The sequence below is a fragment of the Stenotrophomonas sp. GL_101 genome, assembly GCF_057835675.1.
In genome coordinates, this window is record NZ_CM174432.1 from 4,100,569 (window position 1) to 4,124,597 (window position 24,029).

Genomic DNA, 24,029 nt, shown 5'->3' on the forward strand with positions numbered 1-24,029 from the left:
GTAGGCGACGACCGTTGGTCGTCGCGCGCTCCCTCCGTATTAGCGTGCCCACCAACGGTGGGCACCCACCGGGCGCGTGTCGGCGTGCCCACCAACGGTGGGCACCTACCTGGGGTTGCGGGTTATTTCTTTACCGGGCGCTTCCAGCCATCGATGGTTTCCTGGCGTGCGCGCGCCAGGGTCAGCTTGCCCTCCGGCGCGGTGCGGGTGATCACCGAACCGGCGGCGATCGTGGCGCCTGCACCGATCACCAGCGGGGCCACCAGGGCGCTGTTGGAACCGATGAAGGCGTTGTCGCCGATGGTGGTCTGCGACTTGTTCACCCCGTCGTAGTTGCAGGTGATCGTGCCGGCACCGATGTTGACCTTGGCACCGATCACCGCATCGCCCAGGTAGGTCAGGTGGTTGGCCTTGCTGCCCGGGCCCAGGGTGACTTTCTTGGTCTCCACGAAGTTGCCCACGTGCGCGCCCTCGCCCAGCACCGTGCCCGGGCGCAACCGCGCGAACGGGCCGATCTCGGCTGCGCCATCGCTGACCACGCCGTCCAGGTCGCAATGCGGCTTGACCACCGTGCCGGCGGCCAGCCTGACGTCCTTGAGCCGGGTGAACGCACCGATGCTGACGCCGTCGCCGAGTTCCACCGTGCCTTCCAGGATCACGTTGACGTCGATCTGCACATCACGCCCCACGGTGACCGTGCCGCGGATGTCCAGGCGTGCCGGATCCAGCACGCGTGCGCCCTGCATGCACAGCATGCGCGCCTGGCGCAGCTGCCAGGCGCGCTCCAGCTGCGCCAGCTGCCACGGGTCGTTGGCACCTTCCGCTTCCTGGGCATCCTCGACAAAGGCCATGTCCGCCGGGGTGTAGTCGCGTGCCGCAGCCGCGAACACATCGGTGAGGTAATACTCGCCCTGCGCGTTGTGGTTGGACAGTTGCGACAGCCAGCCCCGCAGCGCGGTCGATTCGGCGCTGAGGATGCCGGTGTTGATGGTACGGAGGGCCAGCTGCTCCTCGTTGGCGTCCTTCTGCTCGATGATCGCCGCGACCCGGCCCTCGGCATTGCGCACGATGCGGCCATAGCCGGTCGGATTGGCGACCTCGGCCACCAATACCGCCAGCCGACCTGGCTGGGCGAGCAGATGGCGCAGTGTGTCGGCGCGGATCAACGGCACGTCGCCGTACAGCACCAGCACCGTCGCGGCGTCCGGTACCTGCGGCATCGCCTGCTGCACGGCATGGCCGGTGCCCAGCTGCTCGCGCTGTTCGGCCCAGCGCAGGTCGGGCTGGTCGGCGAAGGCCTCGCGCACCGCCTCGCCACCGTGCCCGTAGACGATATGGATCGCATCGGGCTGCAGGGTGCGTGCGGCGTCGATCACGTGGGCCAGCATCGGTTGGCCGGCGATGGGCTGCAGCACCTTGGGCAGCAGGGACTTCATGCGCTTGCCGGCGCCGGCGGCGAGGATGATGACGTGCAGGGGTTGGGTCATGGGGCGGCGGTGTGTAGGCGGTAGTCGCTGCGATTCTAGAACGCGGACAGTTAACATGCTGCGTTTCCGCATCGGCATCGTCTTCCCGTGAGCCTGATCCGCCAAGGCAGCAGCTTTCTGATCATCGGTGGGGTGCAGCTGGCCCTGGACTGGGGCGTGTTCGTGGCCGCCACCGCACTGGGCATGCCGGTGGCACCGGCCAATCTGCTGGGACGGGTATGCGGCATGCTGCTGGGGTTCTGGCTCAACGGCCGGCATACGTTCGCCGTTGCCGGGCAGGCGCGGCTGGGCTGGAGGCGCTTCGTGCGCTTCGGGGTGTTGTGGCTGCTGCTCACCGCGATCAGCACGTTGCTGGTGAGCGTTGCGGCCCACCGGTTGGGGCTGCGCGACGCCTGGCTGGCCAAGCCTCTGGTGGAGGGCGGCTTGGCGGTCGTGTCATTCCTGTTGATGCGGCGCTTCGTCTACCGTTGAGCGGCCGGCGCGACAACCGGGCACCTGCACGGTGCCCGGCCGCTATCAGCTTATTCGCACTTCAGCGCGCTGGCCACTTGGGCAAACTGGTCGTTGGCCGCCTTGCAGCCGGCCTCCAGCGCGGTCTTGTCCTGCATGGCGCCCCACTGGGCCTTGGCCTGGTCCACGCCCTGCTGGAAGGCCGCGGCCGTCTGCGCGTTGGACTTGTCAAAGCAGGTCTTGGCGCGGGTCAGGTAGGCCTCGCAGGCCTGCGGCAGGCCCGAGCCCACGCCGGCATCGGCGACCGGCGCGGTAGCGGCCGCCGGGGCGGGAGTTGCGGGAGCGGCAGCGTCTTCCTTCTTGCCGCACGCCACCAGGCCGGTGAGGACCACCGAGAGAATCAATACCTTCTTGAACATGGTCATTCCTTGATTGAACGGTCAGGGATTTCAGATGCCTGCATGACAGTCTCCAGCCGGGGGCATGTCGGGCGGTTGCAGTTCTAGCATCATTGCCCGGCAGAGTCATCCGGGGCCCGGGGCCGGGCAGGCGCGTCGCTCGTGCAGAAACCCACCGTGGCCCGCACCAGCGCGATACGACTGGCCTCCTCCCTCGTCGCCTCCGGCGCTGACCGCCGGGCGATGGCCTGTGCGAGCCGGTGCGGGCAGGTCGGCGCGGCACGCACATCGCCCAGCGGTGCCCAGTGCGAAAGCAGATGCTCATCGAGGACATCGATGCGTTGCCGGATAGCCTCCAGCGACGGCGCCGGCGGGGGTGGCGCGCCCAGCAGGAAGTGGTGCACGTCCACATGCTGCAGCAGCTTGTTGGCTTCGATCAGCTGGCGGTAGGTATCGACCACCCTGTCCGGGTCCAGCCCCATCCGTACGGCGCGCTCGCGCTTGTCCTCCAGTACGGCGGCCTCACGCTGCGGGTCTTCGATCGGACGTCCGGCGGGAAACTTGTAGGCCGCCACGTCGTGGGCGATGGCATTGCGCGCCGCCACCAGGTCGACCCAGTCGTCCAGGCTGTCGCGCGGCGCGCGCGCCGAAACGCTGGCCGACACCAGCAGGCTGCAGGCCATCGCGAGGGCCGTGGTGGTGCGTGCAGGGTTCATCATCAGCACTCGAGCAAGGGGTGCCGTCGATTCTGCCCGCCACACCCGCGCGCCGTTGCCGGATCGATCACACTCCCGGCCATTGCCACCCAGGTTGGCCCAGATACGACAACGCCGGCACAAGGCCGGCGCGGTCGAAAAACAGATGCGTGGTACTCAGTGCTTGAGCGTCTTGCGCAGGCGCTCCAGCGCCTGCAGCTGGACCACCGCTTCGGCCAGCTTCTGCTGCGCCTGCGCGATGTCCATCGCCTCACCACGGTTGGCCAGCATGCGCTCGGCTTCTTCCTTGGCTTTGCGCACCGACGCTTCGTCGATGTCCTGGGCGCGGATCGCGGTGTCGGCCAGCACGGTCACCACCTGCGGCTGCACCTCGAGGATGCCGCCGGAGATGGCGAAATCCAGCTGCTCGCCACTCGGCGTGGTCACCACCACCTTGCCCGGCTTCAGGCGGGTGATCAGCGGCGCGTGCTTGGGCGCGATGCCCAGCTCGCCCAGCTCACCGGTGGCCACGACCAGGGTTGCTTCACCCCGGAAGATTTCCTGCTCGGCGCTGACGATGTCGCAACGAATGGTGCTCATGTAACTCTCTTCGCTAGGGGGCGGGTGTTACCCACCGCAGGGATTCCGCAGCGGTGGGCATGCGCCCACCCCGTGTCACGGTCGGGACGGGCCATGCCCGCCCCTGCCGCATCAGGCCTTCTCGGCCATCTTCTTGGCTTTCTCAACCGCTTCTTCGATGCTGCCGACCATGTAGAACGCCTGCTCGGGCAGGTGGTCGTACTCGCCATCGACGATGGCCTTGAAGCCCCGGATGGTGTCCTTCAGCGACACGTACTTGCCCGGCGAACCGGTGAACACTTCGGCCACGTGGAACGGCTGGCTGAAGAAGCGCTCGATCTTGCGGGCGCGGGTCACGGCCTGCTTGTCTTCTTCGGACAGTTCGTCCATGCCCAGGATGGCGATGATGTCCTTCAGTTCCTTGTACTTCTGCAAGGTCTGCTGGACGCGCTGGGCGGTGTCGTAATGCTCGTGGCCGATGACCAGCGGGTCCATCTGGCGGCTGGTGGAATCCAGCGGATCCACGGCCGGGTAGATACCCAGCGAGGCGATCGAACGCGACAGGGTCACGGTCGAATCCAGATGGGCGAACGTGGTGGCCGGCGACGGATCGGTCAAGTCATCGGCGGGCACGTAGACGGCCTGGATCGAGGTGATCGAGCCATTCTTGGTCGAGGTGATGCGCTCCTGCAGGACGCCCATTTCCTCGGCCAGGGTCGGCTGGTAGCCCACGGCCGACGGCATGCGGCCCAGCAGCGCGGACACTTCGGTACCGGCCAGGGTGTAGCGGTAGATGTTGTCCACGAACAACAGCACGTCCTTGCCCTTGCCGTTCTCGTCCTTCTCGTCGCGGAAGTACTCGGCCATGGTCAGGCCGGTCAGCGCGACGCGCAGACGGTTGCCCGGCGGCTCGTTCATCTGGCCGTACACCATCGCGACCTTGTCCAGGACGTTGGAGTCCTTCATCTCGTGGTAGAAGTCGTTGCCCTCACGGGTACGCTCACCCACGCCGGCGAACACCGACAGGCCGCTGTGCGCCTTGGCGATGTTGTTGATCAGTTCCATCATGTTGACGGTCTTGCCGACGCCGGCGCCGCCGAACAGGCCGACCTTGCCGCCCTTGGCGAACGGGCACATCAGGTCGATGACCTTGATGCCGGTTTCCAGCAGCTCGGTGGCCGGGGACTGGTCTTCGTACGACGGGGCTTCGCGGTGGATTTCCCAGCTGTCGCTGGCGGTCACCGGACCGGCTTCGTCGATCGGACGGCCCAGCACGTCCATGATGCGGCCCAGCGTGCCTGCACCGACCGGCACCGAGATGGCGCGTTCGGTGTTGGTGGCCACCAGGTTGCGCTTCAGGCCGTCGGTGGAGCCCAGCGCGATGCAACGGACCACGCCGTCACCGAGCTGCTGCTGCACTTCCAGCGTGATTTCGGTGTTTTCCACCTTCAGCGCGTGGTACACCCTCGGCACCGACTCGCGGGGGAACTCTACGTCGACGACGGCGCCGATGATCTGAACGATCTTGCCCTGACTCATTGCTGCAATCCTCTAATGTGTGCTTTGACTGTGCGCGTCAGACTGCTGCCGCGCCGCCGACGATTTCGGAGATTTCCTGGGTGATCGCTGCCTGCCGGGCCTTGTTGTAGACCAGCTGCAGGGTTCCGATCAGCTTGTTCGCGTTGTCACTGGCCGACTTCATCGCGACCATGCGGGCTGCATGCTCGGACGCGACGTTTTCCAGCACCGCCTGGTACACCAGCGACTCGACGTAACGCGTCATCACATGCTCGAGCACGGTCGCGGCGTCGGGTTCGTACAGGTAGTCCCAGTCGTGATGCGCGACCTGCTTCTCAGCGGCCGGCAACGGCAGCAACTGGTCGAAGCTGGCCTTCTGCGTCATCGTGTTGATGAAGCGGTTGTAGACCAGGAACACGCGGTCGACCTTGCCGTCGGTGAACGCATCGAGCATCACCTTGATCACGCCGATCAGCTGTTCCAGGTGCGGCACGTCGCCCATGTGGGTGACACTGCCGACCATGTTGACCTTGACCCGGCGGAAGAAGGTGGACGCCTTCTGGCCGATGGTCACCACGTCGATCTCGGCACCCTGCTCCTGGAACTGGCGCATGTCACCGAGCATCTTGCGGAACAGGTTGTTGTTCAGGCCGCCGGCCAGGCCGCGGTCGGAGGAGATCACGATGTAGCCGACCCGCTTGACCTCGTCGCGCTGGACCAGGAACGGATGCTGGTAATCGGTGCTGGCCTGGGCCAGGTGGCCGATCACCTGCTTCATCGCCTGCGCATACGGACGCGACGTCTTCATCCGCTCCTGCGCCTTGCGGATCTTGGAGGCCGAGACCATTTCGAGCGCGCGCGTCACCTTGCGGGTGTTCTGCACGCTCTTGATCTTGGTTTTGATTTCGCGTCCGCTAGCCATCTCTTATTCCCGTAGAGCGGGGCGCTGCCCCGCTGCATTCAACGGTGTGGCGGGGCCATGGCCCCGCCCCACATGCGGCTTACCAGCTGCCGGTGGTCTTGAACTCGGCGATGCCCTTCTTGAAGGCCGCTTCGATGTCGTTGTCCCAACCGCCGGTGGCGTTGACCTTGCTGATCAGCTCGCCCTGGGTGTTGGCGAAGTGGGCATGCAGGCCCTCTTCCAGCGCCAGCAGCTTGTTGACCGGCACGTCGTCGAGATAACCCTCGTTGACGGCGTAGATGGTCAGCGCCTGGTTGGCGATCGACATCGGCGCGTACTGCTTCTGCTTCATCAGCTCGGTGACGCGCTGACCGCGCTCGAGCTGCTTGCGGGTGGCTTCGTCCAGGTCCGAGGCGAACTGCGCGAACGCAGCCAGCTCGCGGTACTGGGCCAGCGAGATACGGATGCCGCCGGACAGCTTCTTGATGATCTTGGTCTGGGCCGCACCACCGACGCGCGACACCGAGATACCGGCGTTCACGGCCGGGCGGATGCCCGAGTTGAACAGATCGGTTTCCAGGAAGATCTGGCCATCGGTGATCGAGATCACGTTGGTCGGCACGAACGCGGACACGTCGCCGGCCTGGGTTTCGATGATCGGCAGCGCGGTGAGCGAGCCGGTCTTGCCGGTGACGGCACCGTTGGTGAACTTCTCCACGTACGCTTCGGACACGCGCGCAGCGCGCTCGAGCAGGCGCGAGTGCAGATAGAACACGTCGCCCGGGTAGGCTTCACGGCCCGGCGGGCGCTTCAGCAGCAGCGAGATCTGGCGGTAGGCGACAGCCTGCTTGGACAGATCGTCGTACACGATCAGCGCGTCTTCGCCGCGGTCCATGAAGTACTCACCCATGGTGCAGCCCGAGTAGGCGCTGATGTACTGCATGGCGGCCGATTCGGACGCGGTGGCGGCCACGACCACGGTGTGGGCCATGGCGCCGTTCTCTTCCAGCTTGCGCACGATGTTGGCCACGGTCGAGGCCTTCTGGCCGATCGCGACGTACACGCACTTGATGCCGGTGGTCTTCTGGTTGATCACCGCATCGATGGCCAGGGCGGTCTTGCCGGTCTGGCGGTCACCGATGAGCAGCTCGCGCTGGCCGCGGCCGATCGGGATCATGGCGTCGACCGACTTGTAGCCGGTCTGCACCGGCTGGTCGACCGACTTGCGCCAGATCACGCCCGGGGCAACGCGCTCGACCGGCGCGGTGGCCTTGGCGGCGATCGGACCCTTGCCGTCGATCGGCTCGCCCAGTGCGTTGACCACGCGGCCGAGCATTTCCGGGCCGACCGGCACTTCCAGGATGCGCCCGGTGGTCTTGGCGACGTCGCCTTCGCGCAGGTGCTGATAATCACCCAGGACCACGGCGCCGACCGAGTCGCGCTCCAGGTTCAGGGCCAGGGCGAAGGTGGGCAAGCCGTTCGGAGCGAGCGGCAGCTCGATCATTTCGCCCTGCATCACATCGGCCAGGCCGAAGATGCGCACGATGCCGTCGGACACGCTGGTCACGGAGCCTTCGTTGCGCGATTCCGCGGCCAGCTTGACCTTCTCGATGCGGTTCTTGATCAGTTCGCTGATTTCGGAGGGGTTGAGCGTGGTTGCCATCGTCAAGTCCTAGTGCCGGCGGTTACGCCGGACGTTAAATGAATTCAGTTAGCGAGCGCGGTCTGCAGGCGCGACAGCTTGCCCTTGAGCGAGCCATCGATGACCACGTCGCCGGCATCGATGACGGCACCGCCGATCAACGACGCATCGACAGCAGTGGCGAGGTCCACTTCACGGCCGAAGCGCTTGCGCAGCGCGGCCTTGATGGCGTCCAGTTCCGCACCGGACAGTTCGGTGGCCGAGGTCACCGTGGCCTTGACCACGTGTTCGGCTTCCGCGCGCAGCTGGTCGTACATGCCGGCAATTTCCGGCAGCAGCGGCAGACGGTGCGCATCGGCCAGCACGGCCAGGAAGCGACCGAAGGTCTCGCTGGGCGATTCCGGGGCCAGCAACGCGACGGCATCGCCGCGGTCCAGTTCCGGGTTCGACAGCAAGGCCGCCACGCGCGGGTCGGCAGCTACGTGGGCGGAGAACGCAAGCGCGTCCGACCACGGCGCGAACGTGCCTTCGTCGCGCGCGGTCGCGAACGCGGCGCGGGCATACGGGCGTGCAAGCGTGAGGGCCTGGCTCATCGATCAGATCTCCGATGCCAGATCGTCGAGCAGCGCCTTGTGGGCGTTGGCGTCGATTTCACGCTTGAGCAGCTTTTCGGCACCGCTCACGGCCAGCGCGGACACCTGCTTGCGCAGATCTTCACGGGCACGGTTGGCGGCCGCATCGATTTCAGCGTGGGCCAGGTCTTTCTGGCGGTTGGCTTCGACGATGGCTTCGTTCTTGGCCGCTTCAACGATCTGGTTGGCACGTGCGTGGGCCTGATCGATGATCTCGTTGGCCTTGCCGCGTGCTTCCTTCAGTGCTTCGTTGACCTTGTCCTGCGCCTGGGCCAGATCCTTCTGGCTGCGGTCGGCAGCGGCGAGGCCTTCGGCGATTTTCTGCTGGCGCTCTTCGATGGCATTCATCAACGGCGGCCAGATCTTGGTCGCGATGATCCAGATCAGACCGGCAAAAGCCAGCGCCTGGGCAACGAGGGTAAAACCGATATCCATGGGGTTCGCTCAATCTGGGGTGATGGGGTGGATGGGCCGCCGTGGCGGCGCATCCGATCCTTCATCCGCGATCAGGCGCACACGGCGCCTGATCGTTTCGCTTTCGCTGGATCAGCCTGCAACGGCCGGCAGACGTGCAACGAACTCGCCGATGGTCGGGTTGGCGAAGGCCAGCAGCAGGCCGACGGCGACCGAGATGATGAACGCGGCATCGATCAGGCCGGCGGTGATGAACATGCGGACCTGCAGGACCGGAATCAGTTCCGGCTGGCGCGCGGCCGATTCCAGGAACTTACCGGACATGATGGCCAGACCGAGACCGGCACCCAGCGCGGCCAGGCCGATCATGATGCCGACGGCGAGGACGGTGGAGCTCTGGACTTGGGCGAGGTTGGTCAGGACGGCGAAGTACATGGTTATCTCCAGGAACTTAAGTTGCTAAGGGTAATGAAACGGATGAAGGGTGAAGCGAAAACTCAGTGAGCGTCTTCCGACAGGCTCAGATACACGATGGACAGCATCATGAAGATGAACGCCTGCAGCGGAATCACCAGCAGGTGGAACAGCATCCAGCCCAGGCCGAATGCACCGCCTGCGATGGCGCCGGCAATGCCTGCGCTGCCCAGCACCCAGATCAGCAGGAAGACGATTTCGCCGCCGAACATGTTGCCGAACAGTCGCATCGCCAGCGAGATCGGCTTGCTGAGCCACTCGACGATGTTGAGGATCAGGTTGAACGGCAGCATCCACTTGCCGAACGGTGCGGTCAGGAATTCCTTGGTGAAACCACCCAGGCCCTTGGCGCGCAACGCGAAGAACAGCATCAGGAAGAACACGCTGATCGACATGCCCAGGGTGGCATTGACGTCGGCGGTGGGCACCGGCTTCCAATACGGCACGCCCAGGGCTTCCAGCGGAATGGCGATGAAATCGGCCGGGATCATCTTGATGAGGTTCATCAACAGGATCCAGAAGAAGATCGTGATCGCGATCGGGGTCACCAGCTTGCTGGTGCCGTGGTAGGTGTCCTTGGCCTGGCGGTCAACGAACTCCAGGCAGATCTCGACGAACGCCTGCCACTTGCCCGGCACGCCGGCGGTCGCCTTGCGGGTCGCCATCCAGAAGCCAAACACCATCAACAAACCCATCAGGACCGAAGTCACAATGGTGTCGACGTGAATTGCCCAGAAACCACCTTCCTGCATGTGGAACGTCAGGTTGTGCAGGTGATGTTGGATGTAGGAGGTGGGTGTCAGCGCCTCGCCTGCCATGTGTCCGGAACCTTGAGTTAAATAAATTGGATCAGCGCCTGGCCAAAGCCAGGACCTGGAACATCAACCCGACGGCGATCCCGGCCAGCAGCGCCAATGCAGGCAGCTTGAAGACCAGGAAACCCACCATCAGGACGCCGAATACGAGCACCCACTTTGCCACTACCGCCAGGATCAGGCGTGCCATCGCCGAACCGGCCGCCTGCACCCCGCCACTCAGCGCCATCCGCGCCGCAACCCAACCGCCGGCCGATATCGCCACACCCGATGCCAGTGCACCCAGGGCGTACTTCGGGCCCACCAGCAGCAGGAAGCCCAGGGCCAGGACAGCCACTGCGGCAAGCGGGTAAACCGCTGCCCGCAGCATCAGTCGCCGACCCGCGTCAACGGAGTTCAGCACACGTATGTCCTGCATGGTCTTGAGTAGAAAAGGCCGAGGCCGCAGTCACACGCCTCGTCGAGCCGCCAAAGTATAGCAACGGGACAATTTGCGAGACAACCGCCCCCTGTTCATCCCGGATGTGCGCAGGTTGCTGCGTTGCCACAGAGGCGACGTTCCGCCGGTGGTCCAATCCCGGCCTGTCAGGCTTTCCGCCTGTTGCGACGCAACATATTGAACTTTGGTCGCAGCGCGCGGTCTGATCCAGCGACCTGCCGATTCGATCCTCGTCGGCGCCCCTGAAGCAGGTCTGCGCTCCGAAGTGGCCCCGAACTCTCTCCGGGGCCACTTTTTTATCCGGCTTCGGCGTCCGCGCGCCATCAACCGGCGACGCACCCGGCCCGCTCTGCGCCGCAACGCGATCGGTCGCTGCGGGCGGACAGCGGACACGACCGGCGGCCCGGCTCGCCGCATGAACGGTACACGCCCCGTCCACCATACGTTCACGAATGGTGGACGACGACGTCGGCAGAGTGATTCCACATCATTGAATCACTGCAAGGACACCTACCGATGCGCCTGATGCTTCCCCTGCTCGCCCTGCCGCTGGCCATGGCCGCGCTGACCCACGCCAACACCGCCAGCGCCGCGGAGGGCGATGATCGTTTCGCGCTGCGCCTGGGGGCGATGAACATCGATTCGGACAATACGATCCGCGGCAACAGCACCGTGGCCGGGCAGGACGTGGGCTTCTCCGAAGACTTCAAGCTGGGCGGCAAGGAATGGGAACCGCGTATCGACGGCATGTTCCGCATCAGCAACCGCCAGCGCCTGCTGTTCAACTACTTCAAATACGACAAGGACCGCCGCGAGACGCTCGGTGAAGGTGTGTCCTTCGGCGATGTGACGGTGCCGGCCGGCAGTTTCGTGAAGGGTGAGCTGAAGTACCAGGTGGCCAGCCTGGTATACGACTATTCGGTGGTGGACACCGACAAGTTCGACCTCGGCCTGCAGCTGGGTGCGGAGTACGCGAAGCTGAGCACGAAGGCCTATGCCGACGTGGGCGATCTGTACCAGGGGCAGTTCGTGGACGAGAAGGCCGACGGTGTCGCACCGGTGGTCGGCGCACGGATGAGCTTCACGCCGGCGGAAAAGTGGATGATCACCTTCCAGGGCCAGTACCTGAATACCAAGTGGGGCAACTTCGACGATTACGATGGCGACCTGACCCGCGCCAATGCGATCGTGGATTACCGCTTCACCGACAACTTCGGCGTGTTCGCCGGCTACGATTGGTTCAAGCTGGACGTGGACAAGAGTGGCAGCGATGGCACGATCGGCCTGAAGCAGGAATTCAAGGGTCCGGTGGCGGGTATCAGCGTTACCTTCTAAGCGTCAGTCCAAGCGTCACTGCCTGAGCGTCACCACGCTTCCAAGGCAAGCGTACAAAACAGCCCCGGCATTGTCGGGGCTGTTTTTTTTGTTCTTTTCTCGGTTGAGGGGAGAGCTTCAATCCAGCAGCGACGGCAGCCGGACGGTGGCGCTTGGTCCAAGTCTTGCGCGCGCATTGGGGGCCGCTTGGCGGCCGGCAGGCCCTTTCGCAAATGTCCCCCGGCGCCGGCCTGCGGCCGTCACCTCCTCCTTTATTTTGCCAAGGACCTGCCGGCCGCCAAGCGGCTCGGCTTGCGGACGGTAACGGCAACCCGCTCCTTGCTGCGGAGCTAGAGTGAGCATCGCCTCCCCTCTGGTAGGTCACCACCGTTGGTGGTGACGCTGTTGCTGTTGCTTGTGACGCTGCCCCTCGCCTACCGCAAGCCGAGGCCCCCGGACGCGCGCGCGAGGCCCGAACGAAGACACGCCGTTGCGAAAAAACAAAAACCCCGGCGCAGGGCCGGAGCTTTTGTGTGTCCGCAGGGCGATTTACCGCTTCTTCGGCATGTACAGATCGGTGATCGTGCCGTCGTAGATTTCCGCGGCCATCGCCACCGATTCGCTCAGCGTGGGATGCGCATGGATGGTGTGGCCGATGTCCTCGGCCTCTGCACCCATCTCGATCGCCAGGCCGATCTCGGCCAGCAGGTCGCCGGCGTGCACGCCCACGATCGCGCCACCGATGATGCGGTGGGTCTCTTCATCGAAGATCAGCTTGGTGAAGCCCTCGGTGCGACCGATGCCGATCGCACGGCCACTGGCCGCCCACGGGAACTTCGCCACGCCCACCTTCAGGCCCTGCGCCTTCGCTTCGGTCTCGGTCACGCCTACCCAGGCGATTTCCGGGTTGGTGTAGGCCACCGACGGAATCACCCGCGCCACCCACTCCTTCTTTTCGCCCGAGGCCACTTCCGCGGCCAGCTTGCCCTCGTGCGTGGCCTTGTGCGCCAGCATCGGGTTGCCGACGATGTCGCCGATGGCAAAGATGTGCGGCACGTTGGTACGCATCTGCCGGTCGGCCGGAATGAAGCCACGCTCGGTGACCTGCACGCCTGCCTTCTCGGCATCGATCTTCCTGCCGTTCGGCGAGCGGCCCACGGCCACCAGCACCCGGTCGAAGCTGCCCTGCTCCAGCGCCGGCTTCTCGCCTTCAGCGGCGGCTTCGAAGGTCACCGTCACCCCCTTGGCGTCGGCGCTTACACCGGCCGCCTTGGTCTTCAGGTGAACCTCGACGCCCTGCTTCTTCAAGCGGTCGGCCAGCGGCTTGACCAGGTCCTTGTCGGCGCCCGGCATCAGCTGGTCCATGAATTCCACCACCGTCACCTTGCTGCCCAGCGCCGCGTACACCGTCGCCATTTCCAGCCCGATGATGCCGCCACCGACCACCAGCAGCGTGCCCGGCACGTCGGCCAGTTCCAGCGCATCGGTGGAATCCATGATGCGCTTGTCGTCCCACGGGAAGTTCGGCAGCTTCACCGCCTGCGAACCGGCGGCGATGATGCACTGCTCGAAACGCAGCAGCTGGGTCTTGCCGTCGTCGCCGACGATTTCCAGCTCATTGGCCGAGACGAACTTCGCCAGGCCCTGCACCGTGCGCACCTTGCGCTGCTTGGCCATGCCGGCCAGGCCCTTGGTCAACTGGGTGACCACTTTTTCCTTGTAACCACGCAGCTTGTCCAGGGTGATCGTCGGCTTGCCGAACTCCACGCCGAAGTCACCGGCATGGGCGACTTCGTCGATCACCGCCGCGGCATGCAGCAGTGCCTTGGACGGAATGCAGCCCACGTTGAGGCAAACGCCGCCGAGGCTGGCGTAACGCTCGACCAGCACCGTGTCCACGCCCAGGTCGGCCGAGCGGAACGCGGCGGTGTAACCGCCCGGACCGGCGCCCAACACCACCATCTTGCATTCGATATCGGCCGGCTTGCCCGAGGACAGCGCCGGCTGCGGTGCGGCCGGTTCGGCCGGGGCGCGGTGCGACGGGGTCACCGGCGGCTTGCTGGCCGGCGTCTCGGCTTTCGGTGCCTCGGCCTTGGCCGGTGCGGCCGGTGCGGCGCCCTCGCCCTCGGCGTCCAGCACCAGCACCACGTCGCCTTCGGACAGGTTATCGCCGAGCTTGACCTTGATTTCCTTGATCACACCGGCCGCCGACGACGGCACTTCCAGCGTGGCCTTGTCCGATTCCAGCGTGACCAGGCCCTGGTCCTTCTTCACCGTGTCACCCACGGCAACCAGCACTTCGATCACCGGGACACCGCTGTAATCGCCGATGTCGGGAACCTTGATTTCAATTGCGGCCATTGTTGTTCTCCTGGTACTCAGCCGGCCTTGCCGGCGAGCAGTTGCTGCAGTTCGTCGAGCGACTCGTCCAGATCCTTCCAGCGACGGTCGAGCTTCTTTTCCTTGGTGTCGCTGGCTTCAATCAGCAGCGCCACCTGTTTCATCATCAGCCTGCCGCTGCCGCACTCCGGGCGCGGGCCGCTGAAGCGCTGCCCGTCCACCTGGAACGACAGCACCTCACCGTCCAGCACCGCAGCCTTGCGATCGGCCGGCACGGCCGTGTCCAGCGCGGCCTGCCAACCGCGCAGCAGGCGCTGCGCCAGTGCGGCCGGGATGTTCACCTGGTACTGGTCCGGCTGCTGGTCCACGCGCAGCTCCAACCCGCCCTGGCGGGCGCTGTTGTTCCAGTTGTAGACCCGCTTGTCGGCGCGGCTGTAGCGCAGCGTCCATTCCTGTTCCCGGGTGCCGGGCAGCAACGCAACGCCGGTCTCGACCCCGCTCTTGGGCAGGGTCACCAGCGACAGCGCCGGCTGCGCCTTGCCGTCGAACAGGGTTTCCACCGCCTGGCCATAGTTGCCCACCGCCGGCGGCCAGCCACGTCCCAGGCCGGACGCGCATTCCGCCGCGCCCGCCTGCGACGCCGGCAGTACCGCCAGCATCACGGCCACTGCCAGGCCATGCCTCACAGCAGCACGCGCCGCATGTCGGCCAGCACCTGGGACAGGTAGGTGGTGAAGCGTGCGGCCAGCGCACCGTCGATGACGCGGTGGTCGTAGCTCAGCGACAGCGGCAGCATCAGCTTCGGCGCGAATTCCTTGCCGTTCCAGACCGGCTGGATCGACGACTTGGACACGCCCAGGATGGCCACTTCGGGAGCATTGACGATCGGAGTGAACGCGGTGCCGCCGATGCCGCCCAGCGAGCTGATCGAGAAGCAGCCGCCACTCATGTCGGCCGGGCCCATCTTGCCGTCGCGCGCCTTCTTGGCCAGTTCGCCCGATTCCTGCGCGATCTGTACCACGCCCTTCTTGTCGACATCGCGGATCACCGGAACGACCAGGCCGTTCGGGGTGTCGGCAGCGAAGCCGATGTTGAAGTACTTCTTCAGGGTCAGGTTCTCGCCGCTGGCATCCAGCGAGGCGTTGAACTCGGGGAACTTCTTCAGCGCCGCCGCGCTGGCCTTGACCAGGAAGGCGAGCATGGTCAGCTTGATGCCGGCCTTCTCGTTCTCCTTGTTCAGCGCCACGCGCAGGGCTTCCAGCTCGGTGATGTCGGCCTGCTCGAACTGGGTGACGTGCGGAATCATCGCCCAGTTACGGGCCAGGTTCGCACCGGAAATCTTCTTGATCCGCGACAGCGGCTGCACTTCGGTCTCGCCGAACTTGCTGAAATCGACCTTCGGCCACGGCAGCAGGTTCAGGCCACCACCGGCAGCCACGGCGCCACCGCCGGCAGAAACGCCACCGGTCAGGGCCGACTTGACGAACTTCTGCACGTCGCCCTTGGTGATGCGGCCACCCTTCTCGGTGCCGCTCAGCTGGTTCAGGTCCACGCCCAGTTCGCGGGCGAACACGCGCACTGCCGGCGATGCGTACGGGACCTTCTGCGGCAGCACGCTGTCGGCATTGAACTGCACCGGCGGGCTGCTCGGCGAACCGGCCGACGGGGCGGCAGCGGCCGGTGCCGGCTGGGTCGGCCTGGCGGCGGCCTGCTCGATCTCGCGGGCGGCCAGCTTGTCCGGCTCCGCCGGGGCGGCAACCGGTTCGACCTTGGTCGCGGTTTCAGCCGCTTCGGTCTTGGCCGCGGCAGCCGGAGCGGCAGCGGCGGCGGGCTTGGCCTCGCCTTCGCTGACTTCGATCAGCGCCACGACCTTGCCCTCGGACAGGTTGTCGCCAATCTTGACCTTGATCTCCTTGACCACGCCGGCCACCGAAGACGGGACTTCCATCGTGGCCTTGTCCGACTCCAGCGTGACCAGGCCCTGGTCCTTCTTGACGGTGTCTCCAACGGCGACCAGCACCTCGATTACCGGGATATCGCTGTAGTCACCGATATCGGGGACAAGTGCTTCCTTGATTTCGGCCATGGGGATAACTCCGGCAATCTGGTGTAGGGAATCGCCTATTGTGGGGGCAGGAGGCGTCAGCGCCAACCGGTTCGCGGAATTTTCACTGCACCTGTCCCGGGACAGGCTGTTGCAGCGGCCTGCCTTGGCTGGATTGTGCTTGCGCCAGTGCAAAGCAGAATTTTCCAGTCGGCACCGTACTGTCGGCCCGGCGACGCCTGCTCAGTCGCGCAGGGCGTCGGCCACGGGCTGCCAGGCCACCTGCAACCGTGGCAACGGCCAGGCTGCGTTGGCCGGGCTGGTGGAGGGCAGCGCCCAGATCGGCGGCACCCGGGCCTGGGCTGCCAGCGATGGCACGATGAAACGCTGGAAGGCCCGGTGGGCAGCACCCCCATTGCAGGCCACCGCGCGCAGCCGGGGCAGCGTGGCGATCAGGGTCGCCAACGCATTGGGCACTTCACTGCCGCGCACGATCGAGGTGTCCAGGCTGCCGCGACGCTGGCAGCGCCCGATGACATCCCACACACCGACGCCGGCCTCGTTCAATGCGGCCATGCGCCCGGGGTACGGCTGCACGGCATCCACGCCGCACAGTTCCTGCATCAACGGCCAGAAACGATTGCGGGGGTGCGCGTAATACTGCGCGGCCTGCAGCGATGCGATACCCGGCATCGAGCCGAGCACCAGCACGCGGCAATCGCGCCGAACCTGCGCGGGAAAACCGATGCAGTGTGTTTGTTTCATCACATCTCCAACAGGTGCATGAATATCGGCGACCGCGTGATTGCCCGGAATTACAGGGCTTTTCCACTGATCGCTGAACGGAACAAACCAAATTTTAACGCGCGTCGGATGCGATTCATGTTCAGAGGATTACGTTTGCCTCGCCCCGGAAACAAGGGGCCAAGAACAAAAAAATTCTGAGGAGAATCCCCCATGCGCTCCATCCGTACTCTGACTCTGGCTACCCTGACCGCCCTTGCTTTCGCACCGGCAGCCTTCGCACAGGACTCCACCACCGACACCGCCTCGGGCAAGCATTTTGCCGTGGTCGGCGGCGTCACGCTGCTGCAGCCCAAGGGCGATCCGATCGACGGCGTGCGCAAGGTGGATGGCGGCCCGGCCCCGACCGTGAGCTTCAGCTACTACATCAATGACAACTGGGCCGTGGAACTGTGGGGCGCTGCCGACAAGTTCGACCACCGCGTGCGCGGCACCGATGGTGCACGCCTGGGTACCGTCGAGCAGCAGCCGATCGCGCTGAGCGGCCAGTACCACTTCGGCCAGGCCGACAACGTGTTCCGTCCGTTCGTGGGCGTGGGCTATTACGAGTCCAACTTCAGCAACGAAGACCTGGCAAGCGATGTCGGGCATGTGGGCCTGAAGACCGCCAAGGGCGCCATCGGCACCGTCGGCGTGGACATGAACATCAACAGCACCTGGTTCGCCCGTGCCGATGCCCGTTACATGCATTCGCGCCCGGAACTGACCATCAACGGCGACAGCACCGGCGACAAGGCCAAGCTGGACCCGTGGACCGTCGGCGTAGGTATCGGTGCGCGCTTCTAAGCACCTGCCGAGCAACACGCAGTAAAGCAACGGGCCCCTCGCGGGCCCGTTGTTGTTTCCCGCGCCAACTATTTCGGGTGGTCTGGGCTCAGCTGCGAAAAGGCGAACAGCTGCCAGTGCCTCTCTACTCCGGGGTGGGCGGGGGCGTGTGGGTTCACGGGACACGCTGCAAGTACATCCCTGTAAGCTCCGCGGCGCCATCCATGGCGCCGAGGGTCCCGTGAACCCACACGCCCCCACCCCAGACAGCTGGCTGGTAGCCACCGGAAAGCAGGACCCACGCATGCGATGCCGATGCTTCTGCTCTGGCAACGGGATGCCCTGCATGCGCGTGCTCCAAAGCCCTTGTGTAGAAACCTTTCATTCCGTTTTGCCCCGCCGTCGGCATACTGGCTGCGACGCGATACGGGGGACGCGAATGGCCGATACCGATGTGGTTGACGTGCTGGTGGTCGGCGGGGGCATCAATGGTGCCGGCATTGCGCGCGATGCCGCCGGGCGTGGCTGGTCGGTGTGCCTGTGCGAGCAGGATGACCTGGCCGCGCATACCTCCAGCGCCAGCACCAAACTCATCCACGGTGGCCTGCGCTACCTGCAGTACGGCGAGTTCGGGCTGGTCCGCAAGGCGCTGCGCGAGCGCAGCGTGCTGCACCGGCTCGCGCCCCACCTGGTCATTCCCACCCAGTTCGTGCTGCCGCACGCCGCGCACCTGCGGCCCGGCTGGATGCTGCATGCCGGGCTGTGGTTGTACGACCACCTGGGCCACGCCGGGACCGCGTTCCCACGTTCGCAGCGACTGGACCTGCGCCGTGACCCGCGCGGGGCGGTACTGCAGCCCGGCTTCCGCAGTGGCTTCAGCTATTCCGACGCGCGCGTGGATGATGCGCGGCTGGTGCTGCTCAACGCACTGGATGCCCACGAGCGGGGTGCGCAGGTCCTGGTGCGTACGCGCTGCGACCACCTCACCCGCCATGCCGATCACTGGGAAGCGGTGCTGCACGGCACCGATGGCGGCGTACGCCAGCTACGCGCCCGCACCGTGGTCAACGCCACCGGGCCGTGGGCCGGCACCCTGCCCCAGCGCGCCGGGATGGCGGCGCCGGCCGGCCTGCGCCTGGTCCAGGGCAGCCATATCGTGGTGCCATGCCTGTACGCGCACGACAGCGCCTACCTGCTGCAGCAGCCGGACCAGCGCATCGTGTTCGTGGTGCCCTTCGAACAGGAGTTCACCCTGATCGGCACCACCGACGTGGACTACCACGGCGACCCGGCCAACGTGCGGGCCGCCGACAGCGAGGTGGCCTACCTGTGCGAGGCGGTCAACCGCTGGCTGCGCACACCGGTGCAGCCGGCCGACGTGGTCTGGCAGTTCAGCGGCGTGCGTCCGCTGCTGGCCGACCATCACCACGACGCCGCCAAGGTCACCCGCGACTATCGCCTGCAGGTGGACAGCGCCCAGGCACCGTTGCTGAGCGTGCTCGGCGGCAAGCTCACCACCTACCGCACGCTGGCCGAAGAGGCGGTGGACCTGCTGGGCCCGCTGCTCGGCCGCAGTGAACCGGGCTGGACCGCCGACGGCGCCGTGCTGCCCGGGGGCGATGGCGGCGATGCGCAGCAGGTGCAGTCGCGCCTGCAGGCGCGCTATCGGCAGCTGCCGCCAACGTTGCTGGCCGGCCTTGCACGTCGCTACGGAACCCGTGCCGGCCTGCTGCTGGGCACCGCCACCACGCTGGCGCAGCTGGGCATCGATTTCGGTGCCGGGTTGTACCAGTGCGAGGTCGATTACCTGGTGGTGCACGAATGGGTGCGCACCCTGGATGACCTGCTGTGGCGGCGCACCCGCGCCGGGCTGCTGCTGGATGCAGCGCAGCGCGAGGTGCTGGCGCACTACCTGCAGCAGCGCCTGGCCGCGATCGCGTAGGCTGTGGCGTGGGCGGCGCCCGTGCCGTCATTTCCGATTCGCTGCAGGGAGCAAGGCATGGACAAGCAGTACGTGCTCGCCATCGACCAGGGCACCACCAGTTCCCGCGCGATCCTGTTCGACCGGGGCGGACGCATCGTGGGCAGCGCACAGCGCGAGTTCGCCCAGCTGTTTCCCGAACCCGGCTGGGTCGAACACGATCCGCGAGAGATCCTCACCAGCGTCTATACCACCCTCACCGAACTGCTCAACCGCGAGCAGGTCGATCCGCGCCGGATTGCCGGCATCGGCATCACCAACCAGCGCGAAACCACGGTGGTCTGGGACAAGGCCACCGGCCAGCCGATCCACAATGCGATCGTCTGGCAGTCGCGGCAGAGCCAGGCGATCTGCGAGCGGCTCAAGGCCGACGGCCACGACGCACTGGTACGCGAGCGCACCGGGCTGCTGATCGACGCGTACTTTTCGGCGACCAAGATCCGCTGGATCCTGGACCACGTGCACGGTGCGCAGGCGCGCGCCGAGCGCGGCGAGTTGCTGTTTGGCACCATCGACAGCTGGCTGGTGTGGAACCTCAGCGGCGGCGCGGTCCACGTCACCGATTACAGCAATGCCGCGCGCACGCTGTTGTTCAACATCCACACCCTGGACTGGGATGACCAGTTGCTGGCCCTGCTGGACATCCCGCGCGCGATGCTGCCGCAGGTGCGCAGCTCCAGCGAGGTGTATGCCAGTACCCAGGCGCAGTTCTTCTTCGACCAGCAGATTCCCATCGCCGGGATCGCCGGCGACCAGCAGGCCGCCTTGTTCGGGCAGGCCTGCTTCGAGCCGGGCATGGCCAAGAACACCTATGGCACCGGCTGTTTCATGCTGATGAACACTGGCGACAAGGCGGTGGCATCGCGCAACGGCTTGCTGACCACGCTGGCCTGGGGCATCGACGGCAAGGTCGAATATGCCCTGGAAGGGTCGATATTCGTGGCCGGCTCGGTGGTGCAGTGGCTGCGCGACGGGCTGCGCATGTTTGGCAAGTCCAGCGACTGCCAGGCCTATGCCGAGCGCGTGCCCGACACCGGCGGGGTGTACCTGGTGCCGGCCTTCGTCGGGTTGGGCGCACCGTACTGGCGCAGCGACGTGCGCGGGGCGATGTTCGGCATCACCCGCGGCACGCGCAAGGAGCACTTCATCCGCGCCGCGGTGGAATCGATGGCCTACCAGACCCGCGACGTGCTGGCGGCGATGCAGGCCGATGCCGGGATCGAACTGAAGGAACTGCGCGCCGACGGGGGTGCCATCGGCAACGACTTCATGGCCCAGTTCCAGAGCGACATCCTGGGCGTGCCGGTGCTGCGCCCGCAGGTGGCCGAAACCACCGCGCTGGGGGCGGCGTACCTGGCCGGGCTGGCCACTGGATTCTGGTCCAGCCGCGCCGAGATTGCCGCGCAATGGGCGGTGGACCGCCGCTTCGTACCGCAGATGGCGGTGGACCGGCGCGAAGCGCTGTATGCCGGCTGGCAGCAGGCGGTGGAAGCCACGATGGGGTTCCGCGTCGGCTGAGGGGCGTACCGACCAACGGTCGGTACCTACCGGTCATCGGTACCTACCGGTCATCGGCACGGGCCGATCAACCGTGTCCACCGGTCATGGGCACGTGCCGATCAACCGTGCCCACCGGCATGGGCACATGCCGATCAACCGTATCCGCCGGTCGTCGCTACGGGCCGATCAACCTGTATACCGGTAGGCGCCGACCGTTGGTCGGCGCGGATCCATCAGAACGCCGGCAACACCGCGCCCTTGTATTTTTCGGCGATGAAGGCCTTCACTTCCGGGCTGGTCAGGGCCTTGGCCAGCTTCTGTACGCGGGCATCGTCCTTGTTGTCCGGGCGTGCCACCAGGAAGTTCACGTACGGCGAATCCTTGCTTTCGATCGCCAATGCGTCCTGGGTCGGGTTGAGCCCGGCATCCAGCGCGTAGTTGGTGTTGATCAGGGCCAGGTCGACCTGGTCGAGCACGCGCGGCAGCATCGCCGAATCCAGCTCGCGGAACTTCAGCTGCTTCGGGTTGGCGGTGATGTCGCGCTGGGTGGCCAGGGCGTTGGTCGGATCCTTGAGGGTGATCAGGCCGGCCTTGTGCAGCAGGATCAGCGCGCGGCTGTTGTTGCTCGGGTCGTTGGGGATCACCACGTCGGCGCCGACGGGCACCTCATCGAGCGACTTGAAGCGGCGCGAGTAGGCACCGAACGGTTCGATGTGCACACCGACCACCTTGACCAGGTCGGTCTTGCGGTCGCGGTTGTAGGCATCCAGGTAGGGCTCGGTCTGGAAGTAGTTGACGTCCACCTGCTTCTGCACCAGCTGGTCGTTGGGCTGCACGTAGTCGTTGAACACGCGCACGTCCAGGGTCAGGCCTTCCTTCTGCAGCAACGGCTTGACCACGGCCAGGATCTCGGCGTGCGGCACCGCGGTGGCGGCCACCACCAGTTTCTGGGAGTCGTCGGCGCGCTTGCCGCAGGCGGCCAGGGCCAGCGTGGCGGCGAGCAGCGGGAGCAACAGGTACTTCTTCATGGGGGGTATCCGGGGGCAGCGATAGCGGCCAACCATACCGCACGCCCCGGCCCTTGCGGTATCGGGGCATATGACCGGCCGGCATGAGGGCCGGGCAGCACGGCAGCGGGGCAGCGCGCCGCGCTATGCGTAGTTGGTCAGGGCCAGTTCCAGCAGCGCCTTGGCCTGCTCGCGCAGCATGGCCGGCTCGATGATCTCCGCATCCGAGCCGTAGTGCAGCACGTCCATCAGCAGCTCGCGCGAGACGCTGTAAGGCACCTTGAGCTCGTAACGGCCATCGGCCAGGAAGCGGCCCTGCTGCTTGGAATGCCAGTGCTCATCGGCCACCCAGCGCGCGGCCTTGGCACTGAACACGATGGTGGCCCAGCCCTTGGGCGCACCGGAGAAGATGCCGTAGCTGGCGCCCAGCTGCTCGTCCAGCTCGTTTTCCTCGACATCGCGCGCGGTGGTATCCACCACCCGCGCCTTGTAGATGCGGTCCACCGCGAAACTGCGCAGGCCTTCGCGGCCGTGGTCCCAGGCGTCCAGGTACCAGTTGTCGCGGTAGTGGGTCATGCGTTGCGGCGAGACGATGCGCTTGGTCGCCTCGTCGGTGGAACGGGCACGGTACTCGAACGCCAGCTGCTTGCGCTCCAGCACGGCCGAGGCCACGGCACGGAAACTGGCTTCGTCGAACTTGCGGCCGCGGTGCGGGATGACCCGGACCCGGTCCACCGGCCAGGTGGACACCCCGGCCTGCGCTGCGAGCAGGCCTTCGATGCGCTGTTGCAGCGGGGCCAGCACCGAGGACAGCACACCGCCGCCGGTCCGCGCCAGCAGATGCTGGGAGGCCAGCAGCGCGTACAGCTCCTCCGAGCTGAGCCACAACCCGGGCAGCTCGAAACGGTCGCTCTCGTTGTCCTGGTAGCGAAATCCGGCCTCGCCGTCACCCTCCACCGGGGCCATCAGCGCGTCGCGCAGGAAGGCCAGGTCGCGGTAGACGGTGGCGCGGGAACACTCCAGTTTTTCCTGCAGGGTCGCCACCGTCACCGGATAGCGCGCGGACTTCAGCAGGCGATGCAGGGCGTTGATGCGTTCATATCGGTCCATGACCCGATTATGTCCGAGTCGCCGTCGTTGTGGCGGCTTCGACCGCGTCTTGGGCTATCGTGAGGGCCCGATTGCGTCCGTTGCCGCCTGTCATGCGCCTGTTGCCTGCCGTCCTTACCCTGTCCCTGCTGCTGTCCGGCTGTGGGCGCGCGCCGGATCCGGCCACCAGCACGCCCGGCCCGGCAGCGGGCACCGTGCCGGTCGCGGTCGATCCGGTGCAGGCGGTCCTGGCCGCCAGCCAGCGCTTCGGCCAGCTGCGCAGCTTCCATGCCAGCCTGCGCATGCAGGGCCCGCGCACGGTGGAGACGTCGATGGAGTTCGTCGCCCCGGATCGCTATCGCCTGCAGACCGATGACGGCCCGCAGCTGATCATCGGCGACACCTTCTTCCTGCAGCGTGCCGGCCAAGTACGCCAGGTCCCGGTGCCGCCGGGCCTGCTGGCGCAGTGGCGGAACCCGTTGCCGGCCGACCTGGCCCCGGCCCAGTTGCAGGTCCAGGACCTGGGCAGCGAGGCGGTCGGCGGCCAGCCGGCCCGCAAGTATCGCGTGCACCATGCCAGCGCCGGTCCGGACGGGATGGTGTATTGGATCAATGCGCAGGGGCTGCCGGTGCAGATCGAGCGCCAGGGCCAGACCCATGGCCAATCGTTCCGGATCACGCTGCGCTACTCGCGCTTCAATGATCCGGCGCTGCGCATCGAACTTCCCTGAACAGGCACTC

Annotated in this window: 24 protein-coding genes; 6 read left to right on the plus strand and 18 right to left on the minus strand. The window is 66.1% G+C overall.

Annotated features, from left to right (window positions below):
• Window positions 1–122: 122 nt before the first annotated feature.
• A complete protein-coding gene (gene glmU, locus AC3IR9_RS18035) occupies window positions 123–1,487 on the minus strand; it encodes a bifunctional UDP-N-acetylglucosamine diphosphorylase/glucosamine-1-phosphate N-acetyltransferase GlmU (protein ID WP_489292451.1) in 1,365 nt (454 codons plus the stop codon).
• An 87-nt stretch (window positions 1,488–1,574) separates the two neighbouring features.
• On the opposite strand from glmU, the gene AC3IR9_RS18040 reads away from it, so the two are divergent.
• A complete protein-coding gene (locus tag AC3IR9_RS18040; RefSeq protein ID WP_489292452.1) occupies window positions 1,575–1,958 on the plus strand; it encodes a GtrA family protein in 384 nt (127 codons plus the stop codon).
• 50 nt (window positions 1,959–2,008) lie between these two features.
• Here the strand turns inward: AC3IR9_RS18040 and AC3IR9_RS18045 are convergent, their stop codons facing one another.
• From AC3IR9_RS18045 to AC3IR9_RS18095, 11 genes are all read right to left on the minus strand, one after another.
• A complete protein-coding gene (locus AC3IR9_RS18045) occupies window positions 2,009–2,356 on the minus strand; it encodes a hypothetical protein (protein ID WP_489292453.1) in 348 nt (115 codons plus the stop codon).
• Between the two features lie 89 nt (window positions 2,357–2,445).
• Window positions 2,446–3,051 (minus strand): gamma subclass chorismate mutase AroQ, encoded by a 606-nt coding sequence (aroQ, locus tag AC3IR9_RS18050; protein ID WP_489292455.1) that lies wholly within the window; start codon window positions 3,049–3,051, stop codon window positions 2,446–2,448.
• 156 nt (window positions 3,052–3,207) lie between these two features.
• The gene (locus AC3IR9_RS18055) at window positions 3,208–3,630 is read right to left on the minus strand and encodes a F0F1 ATP synthase subunit epsilon (RefSeq protein ID WP_489292457.1); all 423 of its coding nucleotides are present in this window, start codon (window positions 3,628–3,630) and stop codon (window positions 3,208–3,210) included.
• Window positions 3,631–3,741: 111 nt separating this feature from the next.
• Window positions 3,742–5,148: a F0F1 ATP synthase subunit beta gene (gene atpD / locus AC3IR9_RS18060; protein ID WP_489292458.1), complete on the minus strand. Its 1,407-nt coding sequence runs from the start codon at window positions 5,146–5,148 to the stop codon at window positions 3,742–3,744.
• 37 nt (window positions 5,149–5,185) lie between these two features.
• Window positions 5,186–6,049, minus strand: coding sequence for a F0F1 ATP synthase subunit gamma (gene atpG / locus AC3IR9_RS18065; protein ID WP_489292459.1), 864 nt, complete (start codon window positions 6,047–6,049; stop codon window positions 5,186–5,188).
• A 79-nt stretch (window positions 6,050–6,128) separates the two neighbouring features.
• Window positions 6,129–7,691, minus strand: coding sequence for a F0F1 ATP synthase subunit alpha (gene atpA / locus AC3IR9_RS18070; RefSeq protein WP_489292461.1), 1,563 nt, complete (start codon window positions 7,689–7,691; stop codon window positions 6,129–6,131).
• 44 nt (window positions 7,692–7,735) lie between these two features.
• Window positions 7,736–8,263, minus strand: a complete 528-nt coding sequence (locus AC3IR9_RS18075; protein WP_489292463.1) for a F0F1 ATP synthase subunit delta — start codon at window positions 8,261–8,263, stop codon at window positions 7,736–7,738.
• Window positions 8,264–8,266: 3 nt separating this feature from the next.
• A complete protein-coding gene (locus tag AC3IR9_RS18080; RefSeq protein ID WP_489292464.1) occupies window positions 8,267–8,737 on the minus strand; it encodes a F0F1 ATP synthase subunit B in 471 nt (156 codons plus the stop codon).
• A 111-nt stretch (window positions 8,738–8,848) separates the two neighbouring features.
• Window positions 8,849–9,151, minus strand: a complete 303-nt coding sequence (atpE, locus tag AC3IR9_RS18085) for a F0F1 ATP synthase subunit C (RefSeq protein WP_088433762.1) — start codon at window positions 9,149–9,151, stop codon at window positions 8,849–8,851.
• 62 nt (window positions 9,152–9,213) lie between these two features.
• Entirely contained in the window at window positions 9,214–10,008 is a 795-nt protein-coding gene (gene atpB / locus AC3IR9_RS18090; RefSeq protein WP_489292466.1) for a F0F1 ATP synthase subunit A, read from the minus strand.
• Window positions 10,009–10,039: 31 nt separating this feature from the next.
• Window positions 10,040–10,408 (minus strand): hypothetical protein, encoded by a 369-nt coding sequence (locus AC3IR9_RS18095; protein ID WP_489292467.1) that lies wholly within the window; start codon window positions 10,406–10,408, stop codon window positions 10,040–10,042.
• Window positions 10,409–10,960: 552 nt separating this feature from the next.
• On the opposite strand from AC3IR9_RS18095, the gene AC3IR9_RS18100 reads away from it, so the two are divergent.
• Window positions 10,961–11,779, plus strand: a complete 819-nt coding sequence (locus AC3IR9_RS18100) for a hypothetical protein (RefSeq protein WP_489292469.1) — start codon at window positions 10,961–10,963, stop codon at window positions 11,777–11,779.
• A gap of 528 nt (window positions 11,780–12,307) precedes the next feature.
• Here AC3IR9_RS18100 and lpdA read toward each other — a convergent pair.
• The 4 genes from lpdA to AC3IR9_RS18120 form a co-directional block, all read right to left on the minus strand.
• Window positions 12,308–14,119, minus strand: a complete 1,812-nt coding sequence (lpdA, locus tag AC3IR9_RS18105; protein ID WP_489292470.1) for a dihydrolipoyl dehydrogenase — start codon at window positions 14,117–14,119, stop codon at window positions 12,308–12,310.
• A gap of 17 nt (window positions 14,120–14,136) precedes the next feature.
• Complete coding sequence (locus AC3IR9_RS18110; protein WP_489292471.1) at window positions 14,137–14,784, minus strand: hypothetical protein; 648 nt, start codon at window positions 14,782–14,784, stop codon at window positions 14,137–14,139.
• Window positions 14,781–16,184 carry a dihydrolipoyllysine-residue acetyltransferase gene (gene aceF / locus AC3IR9_RS18115; protein ID WP_489292472.1) on the minus strand — a complete coding sequence of 468 codons (1,404 nt, stop codon included), beginning with the start codon at window positions 16,182–16,184 and terminating at the stop codon, window positions 14,781–14,783. Before aceF ends, AC3IR9_RS18110 begins: the two co-directional genes overlap by 4 nt.
• 201 nt (window positions 16,185–16,385) lie before the next feature.
• Window positions 16,386–16,907 (minus strand): DNA-deoxyinosine glycosylase, encoded by a 522-nt coding sequence (locus tag AC3IR9_RS18120; protein WP_489292473.1) that lies wholly within the window; start codon window positions 16,905–16,907, stop codon window positions 16,386–16,388.
• A 192-nt stretch (window positions 16,908–17,099) separates the two neighbouring features.
• Between AC3IR9_RS18120 and AC3IR9_RS18125 the strand changes: the two genes are divergently transcribed.
• The 3 genes from AC3IR9_RS18125 (at window position 17,100) to glpK (ending at window position 21,210) form a co-directional block, all read left to right on the plus strand.
• Entirely contained in the window at window positions 17,100–17,732 is a 633-nt protein-coding gene (locus AC3IR9_RS18125; RefSeq protein ID WP_489292474.1) for an OmpW/AlkL family protein, read from the plus strand.
• Between the two features lie 418 nt (window positions 17,733–18,150).
• Window positions 18,151–19,653: a glycerol-3-phosphate dehydrogenase gene (gene glpD / locus AC3IR9_RS18130; protein WP_489292475.1), complete on the plus strand. Its 1,503-nt coding sequence runs from the start codon at window positions 18,151–18,153 to the stop codon at window positions 19,651–19,653.
• Window positions 19,654–19,710: 57 nt separating this feature from the next.
• The gene (gene glpK / locus AC3IR9_RS18135) at window positions 19,711–21,210 is read left to right on the plus strand and encodes a glycerol kinase GlpK (RefSeq protein WP_489292477.1); all 1,500 of its coding nucleotides are present in this window, start codon (window positions 19,711–19,713) and stop codon (window positions 21,208–21,210) included.
• A gap of 215 nt (window positions 21,211–21,425) precedes the next feature.
• Here glpK and AC3IR9_RS18140 read toward each other — a convergent pair whose 3' ends face one another.
• Both AC3IR9_RS18140 and AC3IR9_RS18145 read right to left on the minus strand, forming a co-directional pair.
• Window positions 21,426–22,220 (minus strand): MetQ/NlpA family ABC transporter substrate-binding protein, encoded by a 795-nt coding sequence (locus AC3IR9_RS18140; RefSeq protein ID WP_489292478.1) that lies wholly within the window; start codon window positions 22,218–22,220, stop codon window positions 21,426–21,428.
• A 123-nt stretch (window positions 22,221–22,343) separates the two neighbouring features.
• Window positions 22,344–23,309, minus strand: a complete 966-nt coding sequence (locus tag AC3IR9_RS18145) for a helix-turn-helix transcriptional regulator (RefSeq protein ID WP_489292479.1) — start codon at window positions 23,307–23,309, stop codon at window positions 22,344–22,346.
• Window positions 23,310–23,401: 92 nt separating this feature from the next.
• Here AC3IR9_RS18145 and AC3IR9_RS18150 point away from each other — a divergent pair, with 92 nt between their 5' ends.
• A complete protein-coding gene (locus tag AC3IR9_RS18150) occupies window positions 23,402–24,019 on the plus strand; it encodes a LolA family protein (protein WP_489292480.1) in 618 nt (205 codons plus the stop codon).
• The last annotated feature ends 10 nt before the right edge of the window (window positions 24,020–24,029 follow it).

What these genes read in the sequence shown, in the direction of transcription:
- glmU (WP_489292451.1), bottom strand. Translation starts at nt 1,487, where the DNA reads ATGACCCAACCCCTGCACGTCATCATCCTCGCCGCCGGCGCCGGCAAG.
- AC3IR9_RS18045 (WP_489292453.1), bottom strand. Translation starts at nt 2,356, where the DNA reads ATGTTCAAGAAGGTATTGATTCTCTCGGTGGTCCTCACCGGCCTGGTG.
- aroQ (WP_489292455.1), bottom strand. Translation starts at nt 3,051, where the DNA reads ATGAACCCTGCACGCACCACCACGGCCCTCGCGATGGCCTGCAGCCTG.
- AC3IR9_RS18055 (WP_489292457.1), bottom strand. Translation starts at nt 3,630, where the DNA reads ATGAGCACCATTCGTTGCGACATCGTCAGCGCCGAGCAGGAAATCTTC.
- atpD (WP_489292458.1), bottom strand. Translation starts at nt 5,148, where the DNA reads ATGAGTCAGGGCAAGATCGTTCAGATCATCGGCGCCGTCGTCGACGTA.
- atpG (WP_489292459.1), bottom strand. Translation starts at nt 6,049, where the DNA reads ATGGCTAGCGGACGCGAAATCAAAACCAAGATCAAGAGCGTGCAGAAC.
- atpA (WP_489292461.1), bottom strand. Translation starts at nt 7,691, where the DNA reads ATGGCAACCACGCTCAACCCCTCCGAAATCAGCGAACTGATCAAGAAC.
- AC3IR9_RS18075 (WP_489292463.1), bottom strand. Translation starts at nt 8,263, where the DNA reads ATGAGCCAGGCCCTCACGCTTGCACGCCCGTATGCCCGCGCCGCGTTC.
- AC3IR9_RS18080 (WP_489292464.1), bottom strand. Translation starts at nt 8,737, where the DNA reads ATGGATATCGGTTTTACCCTCGTTGCCCAGGCGCTGGCTTTTGCCGGT.
- atpE (WP_088433762.1), bottom strand. Translation starts at nt 9,151, where the DNA reads ATGTACTTCGCCGTCCTGACCAACCTCGCCCAAGTCCAGAGCTCCACC.
- atpB (WP_489292466.1), bottom strand. Translation starts at nt 10,008, where the DNA reads ATGGCAGGCGAGGCGCTGACACCCACCTCCTACATCCAACATCACCTG.
- AC3IR9_RS18100 (WP_489292469.1), top strand. Translation starts at nt 10,961, where the DNA reads ATGCGCCTGATGCTTCCCCTGCTCGCCCTGCCGCTGGCCATGGCCGCG.
- lpdA (WP_489292470.1), bottom strand. Translation starts at nt 14,119, where the DNA reads ATGGCCGCAATTGAAATCAAGGTTCCCGACATCGGCGATTACAGCGGT.
- aceF (WP_489292472.1), bottom strand. Translation starts at nt 16,184, where the DNA reads ATGGCCGAAATCAAGGAAGCACTTGTCCCCGATATCGGTGACTACAGC.
- AC3IR9_RS18120 (WP_489292473.1), bottom strand. Translation starts at nt 16,907, where the DNA reads ATGAAACAAACACACTGCATCGGTTTTCCCGCGCAGGTTCGGCGCGAT.
- AC3IR9_RS18125 (WP_489292474.1), top strand. Translation starts at nt 17,100, where the DNA reads ATGCGCTCCATCCGTACTCTGACTCTGGCTACCCTGACCGCCCTTGCT.
- glpD (WP_489292475.1), top strand. Translation starts at nt 18,151, where the DNA reads ATGGCCGATACCGATGTGGTTGACGTGCTGGTGGTCGGCGGGGGCATC.
- glpK (WP_489292477.1), top strand. Translation starts at nt 19,711, where the DNA reads ATGGACAAGCAGTACGTGCTCGCCATCGACCAGGGCACCACCAGTTCC.
- AC3IR9_RS18140 (WP_489292478.1), bottom strand. Translation starts at nt 22,220, where the DNA reads ATGAAGAAGTACCTGTTGCTCCCGCTGCTCGCCGCCACGCTGGCCCTG.
- AC3IR9_RS18145 (WP_489292479.1), bottom strand. Translation starts at nt 23,309, where the DNA reads ATGGACCGATATGAACGCATCAACGCCCTGCATCGCCTGCTGAAGTCC.
- AC3IR9_RS18150 (WP_489292480.1), top strand. Translation starts at nt 23,402, where the DNA reads ATGCGCCTGTTGCCTGCCGTCCTTACCCTGTCCCTGCTGCTGTCCGGC.